The sequence below is a fragment of the Enterococcus sp. AZ171 genome (assembly GCF_051714005.1).
Lineage (GTDB): Bacteria > Bacillota > Bacilli > Lactobacillales > Enterococcaceae > Enterococcus_B > Enterococcus_B pernyi.
Window position 1 is genome coordinate 1,576,670 of record NZ_JBIORA010000001.1, and the last position, 12,334, is coordinate 1,589,003.

Here is a 12,334-nt window from a genome sequence, read left to right on the forward strand (position 1 = left end):
ATCTAAGATTCTATTTCCATAATGTGCAGCGTGTTTATTTGAGAAAAATCTAACTTCTTACCATCCTGAGTTTCAAAAGTGATATTGAAGTACTCTCCTTTTTTCAACGCGAAAATTCTACTAAAGTGAAGCCCATGCTTCCATTGCAATGCAGTTCCATTTATACCAACACCACCTGCGAAACCAATAGAACTAGTTTGAGCATCGTCTTTATAAAAAGTAATATAACCATACTGACCAGCTGTTGATCCGCCAAACTGATATCTAACTAACCCTTCTACTAACAAAGTACAATCTCGATTAGCTGTTGCTTGCCAATTTCCAGAATTCCAAGTCAACGGATTCTCCTTCATAGATCGATTCAACTTTGCTCCAATGGTGGTTGCTACTGGTCCAATAATTAACCGAGCTTTATTAGAAATACCAGTTTGTTCAGTTCCTGTTGAATGCCACGCTTCATAAGGCAACAGCTTTTCTTCGACCAGTACATTTTTTCCATTAACTAGAGGGGTTTCTAAAAAGTTCTTAGTTCCATCTACAGATTGTGGTTCGGTTAAGCTCACCGAATCATTCAAGCCTTTTTCAGTATATTCAGGTGTGATGTCCCAGCTGTAGTCGTTCGGATTGTTACTGTCTTTCAATCCTTCACCGAAGTATTTAAACTGACTAATATTCGGGGTTCGTGTGTCGCCTTCCTCTAGTTTTAACCACTTAATTGTACATTGTCCTACACTTGTGTTTGGTACCTGATAAATCTGCACTTGTGGGCTAGTAGGGTGTGAATCAGTACTTGCGGTAAATGTTGCAGACCAAATATCAGTTAACCCTTCTACTGGCTTCAAATCACCAAACCCCCATGGACTTCCTGTAGCTTGCGTAAAAAATGGTCTAAAAACCTGTGTTGTTGGCTTAGTTCCTTCCAGTGTGATGGTATACTTCTTGCCTTTTACCATTGGTTTGGTGTTATAGGTTTTAATAAGATAGTTACTATTAGTAACTGGTTGTTGTGATTCTGGTTTAATTAGATTTTCACCCAAAGCCACCTTGCTCAAGTAATACGGCATACCAAGTAAATTCGGCTGGTATGCTGTGGCGGGTGAGGATGTCGATGCCACCTTTTCTATTTTTATATCATAACCAATGAAGAGTTTACCTACCTCATTTGCCTTCTGATATACTTGCAAAAACGGCGCAAAATTACCATCCATCATATCGTTTGGTACTGTGAATGCTTTTTTGATAAATTGCCATTGACCACGACAACTTTCATTTGGGTTCATATACACTGGTCTTTGTGTAGTATTGCTATCGGTTGCACTATAAGGATAAATAGGAGTCCCACCAAAATCAGTACTAAAATCTTCTGAAACCATCATAGGAACGGTAGCGATATATGTTGCACCTTTTTCTAACCGCGCAATAAATGGGACAAATACATTTCTAGAAATCCCTGCTGCAGACGGATCACTTCCGTCTATCTCAAAATATGTGCCATGATCTTTAATATATGCATAGGGCGTTTGTATAGATGAGTTTGTTCTACTTAATTTTGAAAAATCCAGATTAAGAAATAAATTAGGATTCCCCGAATAGTCATAGTCCCCGAAGTCTAATGAATTAGAGTACATTTTTTTCAGCTTACCGAGATCGCCGATTTGCTGATTTGTTTGATCGATACGATCATTCGCTTTATCAATATTAGTATTGAGAGTTGCGACATCTTGATTGGCTTTCGTGATTTTGTCGTTTGTGTCTTTCAGTTTCGCATCAATCTGCGTTTCAGATTCCGCAATTTTCTGATCAATCTCTTGCTTTCCATCAGCTAGAATTTTTTCGATTTTATCGATTGTCTGGCTAAACCCATTGAAATAATAATCTTCTAGTTCTGGCGTACTATCATCAATTGGACTGCGTTTGATGTCAAAAGTAAAACGACCAGCTGTATCCAACGATCGGTCGTCTGGGAAATCAATATATACGCTACCTTCTACTTTTCCGACATATCCTAAAATATTATCTTCTAATACGATAGATACAATACCATTCACACGATCTTCAATGGTGGCAAGATAGTCATGTTTTCCATATCCGTCTTCTGCTGTTGCAGATTTAAATATCAAGCGAATCGGAACAGTCGTCCCTTCGGGTAAGCTTTGAGGGATGCCGTTTTTCCGAACTAACTTCATTCGAAGCTTAGCTGTTCCTCGATCATGCGACCAAAAAACAACATTCGTATCATTGGGCTTAATTGCTTCTGCTTGGATCACAATGATCGATTCATTCATTTTATAAACCATCAGCTTAACACCTGCCCATTGTTGATAATCAAACCTCTGCCGATAATTTTATTTTCAGTTGTTGCAAATCCTGCAGCTGGCTTGGCATATCTAGCAGTTGCTGCATCAACGTACACCCCAATGTTATTGCCTGAACCCTTCAAGTCGCCCACACTAAACTCTGATAACAAACGAACTTGCACAGCTATGTCTTGATTAATGAATGTTGTTGAACCATACATATTCATCTTAGAAGTCCCACCTACATATACAGCGTTATATGCCAAGGATTTAGTATTCTCCGCAAATTTACATTGACTAATAGCCATATAGCCACTCTGTTCATTGACAATTCCATACTGTCTTCCTTGAAAAAGTGGAGAATTTGCAGTGTCAACGATCTGCATTCCGACGATTTGACAATAGCCAGTGCACGTTGCGAACATAATACTTCTAACTTTTACTGGACAATCAGACACTTGAGGGTCTAATGTGCTGGTATCATTTAAAGGACGTATGACAAATGTTCTAAATGTTAAACCATTGACATATACATCTTCCAAATACACCCCATCGCTAATCCAGATGGTGACAGATGATGTAGTAATTAGCGGAACTGAATTGACTGCAGTTTGGATCGTGAGAAATGGTTTCTCTTGGGATCCATCTCCAGTCTGGTCGTTTCCATCCTTTGAAACATAGATACTGATAGGTTCGTTATACCCTCCAATGATTTGTTGGACTGCTTTGTTTAATTGCTCCACTTGTGCTTTTTGACTAGCGGTATTTGTAATTAATTCACTAATTTGTTCATCTGTCAGGTTTTCATGTTCTACCAATCTGCCGTGTAACGTAGGAAAGGTTTCTCCTCTATTGTTTACCCGTGCATCCACTACTTCGTTTGGTGAATCACCGCCCGAGTTGATTACGAGATTATCAATACGACTGTTCGTTGATTTGTCTTGATCAGATAGTTTCTTTTCAAGATCATTGAGATAGTCAATATTTTTATTAAATTTCTCTTTCCATTCCGTAGAGATACGGTTACTGATTAATTTTAATAACCCCATCAAATCACTCCTTTCTGTGCCATTTCAGCGAGTATCGATGTCATTGTTTTCTTTGTGTTGCTCAATGTGATTTCTGGCGGCTTATTTGGTATCGCTGGATACGTCTTGATTCCTACCACTTGAATGTACGTATTAATATTCAAAGGTTCATAAATGAATGGGACGTGATCGCCTTTGTTGGGACTGATTTTCCATTTCAAGGTTACGGATCCCGAAATACTTGGATAGTCTTGCAAGTCTGTCTTTAACCGCTCGAGCATGTTCCCTGATACGGTATACCGTTCGTCTTTAACAGGATCTTGTATCCTGATTCCCCACTTTTGTGATTCAGGGCTTGTGTAAGTGATGGGAGTAAATACATAGTCACTATCTTTAGGATCCTCAGTATTTGCACCATCCTTCAATTTTCCATAGCCTTTGATTTGCGTCTTCAAGGAATACGTATCAATATCGAACGATACTTCATCTGTATTGTATTTATAGCGAATCTGTTCTTCCGTCTGCTGGCCGTACTCACTGGCAGGATAGAACGTTAGATGTTTATTATTCGGAATCACGACTGCATTATAGTCAGACAGAATCTCATTGACCAGCTTCAAATAATTCGCATTACCGAAGTTTTCTTGTTCGACTGTAAGGAATTTCTTGTTTGGATCAATGACTTCCCATGTAAAGCCGCGACTACCTGCACTAAATATATGTGTGAGTAACTGGCTAATAGATCTCGCACCAGTTACTGTATTGTACTGATAGCCATCTTGAACCGTGTAATAGATATGTGTCGCAACCACTTGTTTCGTCAACAACTGTCCAAGTGCTTTGCGAGTCATTTCTTTGATCACAAATTCCTGTCCGTTGTAGAAAACAGAAGACTCGTATTCAACTAAATCAAATACTTCCTGATTCAACGAATTGTTGGTAACGGTAAAGCCGATCTCCCACGTTTCATTTTGTTGCCAGTTTTCATAAAAAGAACCCTTGTCATAACCGACAAGTATTTCTTCTTTGGTTTGTTCATAATTTCGAATAATTAAATCAGTCACTCAATCACCTACTTATATAAGAAACGGAAATCCCATGAAGATTTCACGCGAGTAATATTTTGGATCTCGATTTCATTGACTCCCTCAACCAAATTGATCAGACCATGATTCGTATTAATACCACAACTCACGCCGTTCAATTTTGGAATCACACCATCCAAGACTAATGTCTGTCCGAGATTCGTAGAAAGTGATGGATAGTAAATAAAACGATCGCCAGTTGTTTTATTGAAAATCGTCACATTTCCTTCTGATTCTCCTTCTAATGCGATCCGCAGATAATGTTCACGTGGATCAATTTCAAAGCTTCCAGCATTGTAAATAATGAAGTGACTCGTCTGATGCGTGTACTTGTAATCTTCCGCCACTAGACCTTGCGAGAACTGCCATTCTTCCTCTAGATTGAAATCCGTTAAAGTAGTTGCGATGGATTCAGAATATCCTCTGATAGTTTCCAGATTTACAGTATATCTTGTGTAAATTACGCCTTTTCTTTCATCGTCAATAGAATCATAAACTACTCGATATTTTTTACCTGGCTCTTTGCTGTAAATTAGATAAAATTCCGGTTCTCTAGTAAACAATTCGCAGAGTTCCGTCTTTTGCAAAACTAAGTCAAACATCGATTGCTCTCTACTTCGAATGTCAAATGAGAGTGTAATAGGAAAAGCGTCAAACGAGCTGTTCGAAAGACGCTTTCCATTCGTTCCAGAAAACTCAACAAACTCATTTTTTGCCACTGGCATACCTATATTAATCTCAATCAATCTCAGATAAGAATTATTTGTCAATTCGACAACTTCATCAGAAAATTCAAGATATACACGAGTTTTCTCATTCATTAACCTATTCTCCTCTCATGTACGATCTACGATTCAATACTTTTCCAAAACGTTGATCCATATTATCCCCTACTAAAGTCCCATCTAAATAACTTGAGACCCGTACTGGCTGTTTTGCAATTACTTGTGCAAGCTTTTCAACATCAAATTGTTTATGATTGTTATAGGTATTATTAACTATTTGTGATCCAACAGATGCCATCCCCATCCTCGAAGTACCGAGTGCTGATTCTGGCGTGATAGAATTCATCAAACCATTAGAAAGCTTATTCATTGCTGAATATGCAGATTTCGCATCTGCTTCGATACCTACAGATATTCCTTGAGGGATGAACTTACCAACATAATCTCTCATCCAACGTGATGGAGAATGAATTCCAAGCGCGCCAGTTATTTTGTCTTTAATGTTTCCCGCTACTTCAGAAATTTTAGAAGCAACTGCTCCAACCATTGAACCGATACCGTTAATTAATCCTTGTATGATGTTTGAACCAATTTCAAATAAATCAATTCCACTCAAAGTATCTATTATAGAGTTTCCTATATTAGATACTGCACTGGTTACTGTTCCTATCACACTAAGAATCCCAGAAACTAAGTTTCTAATTAAATTGGCTCCAGCATTCACCATTTGTCCAAGAAACTGAGCTATGGTACTCAATAATCCAGTAATTAATCTCGCTCCAGCTGATAATAATTGTCCCAATAAGCTCAAGATTCCTCTAATAAGTGCGTTGATCAATTGAACACCAGCTGATAAAAGTTGTGGTATAGCACCTACTAAAGCTTTGAACAAAGCAGCCATTAATTGAATAGCAGCTGATACTAATTGAGGAAGTACTGAGATCACTCCATCTACCAACGCAACAATCAATTTAATACCCGCTGATATCAATTGAGGCAAAGCACTAATCAACGCATTAACTAGGGCAATAGTTATTTGAATTGCCGCTGCAACCAACTGTGGTAATATCGAGATTATTCCTTGTATTAATGCTAATAACAGCTGAATGCCAGCAGCAATAATTTGCGGAAGTGCACTGATTAATGCACTAATCAAAGCCATTGTGATTTGGATAGCAGCATTTATTAACAACGGAAGAATAGAAATTATACCTCCGATAAGCGCCATTAACATTTGTATTCCTGCAGAAATTAATGTCGGTAAAGCTTCAATAATTGTTGTTAGCATAGTAGTAACGATAACGGTAGATGCTTCAACAAGTTGAGGCAATGCAGTTATTATCGCATTCACGAGAGAAGTAATGATTTGTAATCCAACTTCTAACAGCATAGGTAGTACCGTTAAGAACCCATCAATCAATGTATTAATAATCTGAATGACAACTTCAATTATCGTAGGTAGTGCTGCTACGATCCCTTGAATAAGCATAGTTAACAAATTTGTGCCAACTTCAATAATTTTGGGTAGAAGCTCAGCAAAAGCAGAAATGAGTTTTGTAATTATCTCTGTTGCAGCCAACAGCAGTGCGGGAAGAGCTAATGAAATGCCTTGTACAATAGTAGTTATTATTTTCGTGGCTATTTCAATCAATTTAGGCAAATAAGTAACAATTGCATCCGTCAATGTTTGAATAAGCTGTATAGCTATCTCTGTTAGTTGCGGTAACATTTCAACTATTTTGTCGACAATACTTGTAATCACAGAAGTAATACTTTCGATAATTTGCGGGAGATATTGAGAGATAGAACCTGCCACATTACTAATTGTTTCACTTAATTGATCAAACACTTTTGTGATTCCATCTGCACTAAAATCGCCAGTTTTAGCCCACGCTGATATAAATGAAATAATTAAAGAAACTGCCAATCCGAATGGACCAGTAAGCCCTAGTGCTGCTATTGCTACTTTAGTCAAAATGCCGATAACTAGAGAAACTGCTCCGCCGACTTTACCAAAAACTCCTCCAAATTTTTCCAGCAGATTACCTGCCAATTCTATACCAGAAGAAAAAATCCCTGACAATACAGAGCCTATTTGCGAAAGAGTAGAGCCAAATCTTTCTATGCCAGAAGAAACAATTCTTTTTACTGCATCAACAAAATTAAAAAAAGCTGGTACCGCTACTGAAGCAATTGCTGATCCGACTTCGACAACTTTTTGAAATCCTTTAACAAGATAGTTTCCTACTGTATCAGCTACTTTTTGAAGTGTAGGTAATATAGAAATAAAGACTTCTTTTAGATATTCAAATGACTTAATCAGTCCAGATTTTACAACTTCAATAATTTTATTTATACCATTTCGAAACGTTTCACTTGTTTTATAAAAATAGATGAAAGCTGCAACTGCTGCTCCTATAACACCTGAAAGTAGTTGAAATACCGTCAGACCAGCTGGAATAATAGCAGATAACAATGCGTAAGCTGTTCCAGATACTCCAAACATGCTGACCATACTACCTAGGGCCGTTATCACTCCATAGATTTTTCCTACAAAACTTATTAATGTACCTAGAGCTAATGCTGTTTTGAAGCCTACATACGCTCCAGTGGCTGCAATAAAAGCTGGAGCTAACAATTCCACAATGTCTAATAGGCCTTTAAAAGCAGAAATCATATCATCAGTATTATCTATCAATATGTCCATTACTTTTGACATTTCTTCAAATGATTTATTAATAATAGATTTCATACTATCAATATTTTGAGCAATCGTTTTACCAGTAAGTTTCTGCACCAGTTCATCAAACTTAGTAATAAGATTAGCTACACCTTTAGAAACAGCATTACTTAGATTTCCGAATGAAGTAGCGATCCCCAGGGAATTCTCCTTTGCCAAGGTTGCCAATATTCCTGTTCCAGTTCCTAGCTCAATCAGTTTATCTTGGAATTGATCAAATGTTACTGTTCCTTCTTTAAGCGCATTATAGAGATCTCTTTGAGCTGATTTCCCAACAAATCCCATTGCTTCAGCTGTTTTTTGCAAAGCAAGGGGCATGGTTTCTTGTAAAGTTTTCCAGCTCTCTAAGTCGACTTGCCCAGTCGAAAGCATCTGGTTATACTGTTGCATACCTCGACTGGCATCTTCTGTTGAAGCGCCAGACGCAAGAAATGCATTGTTTAATGCTAAAACAGTGTCTGTGGATCTATCTAAATCTCCAGTGATTGCTGTCATTTGCTGTGTACTTGCTACAACATCATCTAATTTAGTTGGCAAACCATCAATTCCATCGGATAATTTGTTAATGGATCTCTGAGAGTCCTCTGCACTAAAACCTAAAGCTTTCATTACTTTAGGAAATTTTTGCATAGTATCGAAACGGCTAATTGCGGAATCTAGCGAATTCTTTAAAACATTAAAAGCAGCCGCCGCAACTTTAACGAGGCCTAGGGAAACAACTAAATTTTTAATTGAGGCTCCTGCTTTATTACTCTTACCTTCTAACTGATCAAGACCCTTGTTAAGTATGGTGACGCCTTTGCCATCCACATCAACTTCTATCTCTACTCTTCCATCAGCCATCGTCTTCACCTACCTCCGAATCAGGCAATGCATATTTTTGTTGTAGCTTTCTCATGCGTTCTTTTTCTTTAGCTGATTCTCCTTTGCTCGGTTCCCATGTCCTAATCTGGATGATTCGAGCAAGAATGGTGTCGTCTGGCAAACTCTCAAGCAACGCTTGGAATTCTTCCCACATCATCCGTCCTTGCTCTTCAAATAGATTGATGCCAATTTGTCTGAACGATGCATAGATGTATTTAGCATCATGAACTAGGCTGATGGTCTTTTTTTCTTTAACTGCATTAGGCATAGGATTGCCTAAACGATCAGTTTCAAAACCATCACTATCTCCTACAGAAATATAATTTTCTAAAATGTGGTTAAATAATAAAAACTGTTGTTCAGACGGGCCTTGAAAAATTTTTTCAAAGTCACTGATCAACAGTTCTAAACACATATTCACTTTTTCTTCTGGAAACAAATCACTATCTTCCAAAATATCAAAAACATCTAGTACATTATCAAATGTTAAATCGATAGGTAATTCTATACCATCAAACTCTATCGAAGTGACTAACGGGTCATTTAACCGCATTTAATCACCTACTTCTTTTTCTTATTTTTCAATGCTTTCTTTTTCAATAAATCAGCTTTCTTCTTAGAAAGAGTATCTTTACGTTTCAAAGCTTTTTTTTCAATTGCTTCCGCAACTTCAAAAGAAATCGGATCAAACAAGTCTATTAATTGCTCAACATCACGATAAACAGAATAAATTTTTTCAAATGATCCTTTACCAAGCAACGAATCATATTCTGCTTTAGCTAAACTTTTTGTTAGATCAATAATCTTAATAGCATCTTCCTTTTCTGGTTGTTCGATATTCTTGATTTGTTTAAGTTGTTGTTTGAGTTCCTTAACCTGTTCCTCAAATTCAGCTTGGGTATCAAAAAACCGTGTCAGTTCTTCTGGAGTAGTACCGAAAAAGAACTCTACTTCTCCAATATTGATAGGAAACCCTTTTTTCTCTATTTGAAATGATAGTTTGTTAGTCATGTTATCCTCCTAAAAAAGCTGCCCAGACGGACAGTTCGGCTTATTTTTTGATTAATACTACTGATTTGGACCAAGCAGAACCTATGAATGGACCATCGTGTAAATATCGCGCTTTTTCGATTTCATCTTTTCCTTTTCCTAAAACGTTATACGCTTGAACATACAGATAAATTTTATTTCCTGGCTCTAATGTCGGAACATCTTCAGCCGCTAACGTCCATGAGGTTTTTTCCGAATATCCCATCATTGTTGCATCATGAGGATCAGATTGATTAGCATTGCTATAGTGTATAACATAGGCCTGTGCTTTTGGTACGGCATCCCAAGAAAGAGAAATCGATCCATCATTCAAAACCCCAGTTACGTTCTGGGGTGCATTAGGGTGCAACAGGGACGTCTTCTGCTTCTGGTGTGCTATCAAATGCGATACCGCATGAGAAATCACCGTATGCAGTAGCATCGCCGACCTGAGCAACTGGCTCTGTTACTGTTGCTTTACCAATACGTTGTTTTTTACCAGATGCAGATACTACTTTGAACCACACTTTCCGAGCATCTCCTGATTTTCCAATCATGCCCTCAATAGCCTCCATCGCAGCATCATCTTCATCGTATAAACCTGTAAATGAATAACCTAACTGATGAGAAGTAACGTCTGTCTCCCCTTCGCCGTTCCCATCATAGTAGCCAGTAGTTTCAGATTCTTCGTTCGAATTATCATCAACATTGGAAATCCACTTTGCTAACTCCAACCAGCCGTCTTCGCTTGGTGTATCAGCATTAGTAGTTGTAATTAATTGAATAAAATAGCTTTGTAAGGCATTTTTGCGTCTCATTTATTTTCCCCCTCAAATGTGGTTAATTTTGTTTGAAAATCTAATAAAAAAACGAACCAACCTTGTTCATCAGCATCATTGATGAAAGGTTTGCTCGTTATAGTTAAATTGTTAAATTCAAAAGATCCATCAGAGCTAGCAACGTCTGACACACGCTCTAACGAATCAGAGATAAGCCAAAGCGTTTGCTCAATTCTATGACCATCTTTTGACTTCATCGCAATTTCAAAATTTAGTTGTACATCTTTAATACCGTCATAGTATTCCACAAGATTTTGTCCGCCTGGTAATGGGTAAATTACTAAGCTTTCGTCAGCAGAAAGATAGCCTTTTTTCATTTTTAACGGCAGTTCTGGAATACTATTAATCTTATCTTTTATCCGATCGATAAAATCCATTATTGGATACCAGCTCCTTTCAGATACGCTTTTTTCCAAGAAGGCATATACAGTGATTTTGCTTTAAGATCCCATCTTGGACCTGTTCCTGGAGTAGTATATTTTTTTCCATTTAGATAGAACTGTCTCCTTGCGTATTTCGTTTCATACAGAATAGCGCTGCCGTCACTTTTGATATGCGCACTTTGGCGAAGGATATTATTCTTTTTAGGTACAAATGAGTTCATGTCAGCCATTGCTTGGTTGGCTAATGCGTATCTTCCTCGCTTCATAGCCTGTGGGCTGACTTTAGCTCTAACTCCATCAAGATTAACTTTAATACTCATCAAATCACCTCTAATTCGTATGAATAGATAGCATCTGAATACGCTTCTGTAATCTTTTCGATCTTAGTGATGACATGTTCTTTACCATCATAAATAACTAATGATTGTTCTTTGAAATTCGGTAAAGGGGTAGTTAAAGTCTTATAACAAAAAATTACTGCATTATAGAGCAACTGCTTGCCACTTGGTGAAAAAGAATACTGACTTCCTCGGTCAATCCGACAATTTTCTATAGTTACATAATCTCCATAAATAGGTTGGTTATACTCTCCTTCTCCTAAATATTCTCGATAAATAAAAGAATCCACTAGAAATTGTACTGGAGGTTTAGGCATTACCATGATGGTACACCTCGATATAACAAACCCGTTCCTTCTAAATAAATATAGATATCCTCGGCAACAAGTGATTTACTCTCATTTTTTCCTGAAGGATTATATCTACTAGAGTTTGAGATACTCGTTCTACCAACAGAAAAGCTTTGTGGTGTATTATTGATACTTTCATAAGTATCTGCTCCAACTTCATCGAAATATATAATTTGTGAACATAAAGCTAGCTTAAATTGTTTTACACGAAAACCAATTGGATCTTCCTCAATTTTATTAAATTGATAAAAATAGTTAGTGATGCTATCTAGAATAGCAGTTGCTTTTGACAAATGATTTTCGAAAGCAGCTTTAAAATCATCTGTTTTCCCAGTAAGATCTTTGAATTCTTCAAATTCAATATAAGGCATATAATATCCCTCCTTATTAAAAGAAGAGGGAACTATGCCCCTCCTCCTGCTTCTGTTACAGTAACTTCACAAGTTGCTGTCTTACCATTTACTGTTGTTCCAGTAATCGTTGCTGTTCCTGCGGCAACACCTGTGACTTTTCCTTGTACAGGAGTTACAGTAGCAATTGCTGTATCGCTAGAAGAAAACTGAACAGATTTATCAGCTGCGTTTTCAGGCAAAACAGTTGCTGTTAATGTTTCAGTCGCCCCTACTTCAAGCGTTAGAGCTGTTTTGTTCAACGTC

At 37.4% G+C, this 12,334-nt stretch carries 14 protein-coding genes; all 14 read right to left on the reverse strand.

All coding sequences use genetic code 11. From position 1 onward, the window contains the following. Nucleotides 1–2: 2 nt before the first annotated feature. Genes IGJ49_RS07695 through IGJ49_RS07760 form a run of 14 tightly spaced genes read right to left on the reverse strand, consistent with a single transcriptional unit; the run spans nucleotide 3 to nucleotide 12,330 of the window. A complete protein-coding gene (locus IGJ49_RS07695) occupies nucleotides 3–2,297 on the reverse strand; it encodes a BppU family phage baseplate upper protein (protein WP_192211728.1) in 2,295 nt (764 codons plus the stop codon). Next, a complete protein-coding gene (locus IGJ49_RS07700) occupies nucleotides 2,297–3,346 on the reverse strand; it encodes a hypothetical protein (protein WP_086328165.1) in 1,050 nt (349 codons plus the stop codon). Before IGJ49_RS07700 ends, IGJ49_RS07695 begins: the two co-directional genes overlap by 1 nt. Further along, nucleotides 3,346–4,389 (reverse strand): phage tail protein, encoded by a 1,044-nt coding sequence (locus IGJ49_RS07705; protein ID WP_086328164.1) that lies wholly within the window; start codon nucleotides 4,387–4,389, stop codon nucleotides 3,346–3,348. Before IGJ49_RS07705 ends, IGJ49_RS07700 begins: the two co-directional genes overlap by 1 nt. Nucleotides 4,390–4,397: 8 nt before the next feature. Next, the gene (locus IGJ49_RS07710) at nucleotides 4,398–5,231 is read right to left on the reverse strand and encodes a phage tail family protein (RefSeq protein WP_086328163.1); all 834 of its coding nucleotides are present in this window, start codon (nucleotides 5,229–5,231) and stop codon (nucleotides 4,398–4,400) included. 4 nt (nucleotides 5,232–5,235) lie between these two features. Continuing rightward, nucleotides 5,236–8,718, reverse strand: a complete 3,483-nt coding sequence (locus tag IGJ49_RS07715; protein ID WP_438723002.1) for a tape measure protein — start codon at nucleotides 8,716–8,718, stop codon at nucleotides 5,236–5,238. After that, on the reverse strand, nucleotides 8,711–9,292 hold the full coding sequence (locus tag IGJ49_RS07720) for a Gp15 family bacteriophage protein (protein WP_010706365.1): 582 nt from the start codon (nucleotides 9,290–9,292) through the stop codon (nucleotides 8,711–8,713). Before IGJ49_RS07720 ends, IGJ49_RS07715 begins: the two co-directional genes overlap by 8 nt. Before the next feature lie 8 nt (nucleotides 9,293–9,300). Next, on the reverse strand, nucleotides 9,301–9,750 hold the full coding sequence (locus IGJ49_RS07725; RefSeq protein WP_010706366.1) for a hypothetical protein: 450 nt from the start codon (nucleotides 9,748–9,750) through the stop codon (nucleotides 9,301–9,303). Nucleotides 9,751–9,790: 40 nt separating this feature from the next. Then, a complete protein-coding gene (locus tag IGJ49_RS07730; protein WP_002330830.1) occupies nucleotides 9,791–10,138 on the reverse strand; it encodes a fibronectin type III domain-containing protein in 348 nt (115 codons plus the stop codon). Further along, nucleotides 10,128–10,586, reverse strand: coding sequence for a phage tail tube protein (locus IGJ49_RS07735; protein ID WP_010706367.1), 459 nt, complete (start codon nucleotides 10,584–10,586; stop codon nucleotides 10,128–10,130). The genes IGJ49_RS07730 and IGJ49_RS07735 overlap by 11 nt, the downstream gene beginning before the upstream one ends. Next, the gene (locus tag IGJ49_RS07740) at nucleotides 10,583–10,984 is read right to left on the reverse strand and encodes a minor capsid protein (RefSeq protein WP_002330828.1); all 402 of its coding nucleotides are present in this window, start codon (nucleotides 10,982–10,984) and stop codon (nucleotides 10,583–10,585) included. Before IGJ49_RS07740 ends, IGJ49_RS07735 begins: the two co-directional genes overlap by 4 nt. Beyond that, nucleotides 10,984–11,310: a minor capsid protein gene (locus tag IGJ49_RS07745; RefSeq protein WP_002330827.1), complete on the reverse strand. Its 327-nt coding sequence runs from the start codon at nucleotides 11,308–11,310 to the stop codon at nucleotides 10,984–10,986. The genes IGJ49_RS07740 and IGJ49_RS07745 overlap by 1 nt, the downstream gene beginning before the upstream one ends. Continuing rightward, complete coding sequence (locus tag IGJ49_RS07750; RefSeq protein WP_002330826.1) at nucleotides 11,310–11,651, reverse strand: putative minor capsid protein; 342 nt, start codon at nucleotides 11,649–11,651, stop codon at nucleotides 11,310–11,312. The genes IGJ49_RS07745 and IGJ49_RS07750 overlap by 1 nt, the downstream gene beginning before the upstream one ends. Then, nucleotides 11,645–12,049, reverse strand: coding sequence for a hypothetical protein (locus IGJ49_RS07755; RefSeq protein ID WP_002330825.1), 405 nt, complete (start codon nucleotides 12,047–12,049; stop codon nucleotides 11,645–11,647). Before IGJ49_RS07755 ends, IGJ49_RS07750 begins: the two co-directional genes overlap by 7 nt. A 32-nt stretch (nucleotides 12,050–12,081) precedes the next feature. Continuing rightward, a complete protein-coding gene (locus tag IGJ49_RS07760; RefSeq protein WP_025480326.1) occupies nucleotides 12,082–12,330 on the reverse strand; it encodes an Ig-like domain-containing protein in 249 nt (82 codons plus the stop codon). Nucleotides 12,331–12,334: the final 4 nt, after the last annotated feature.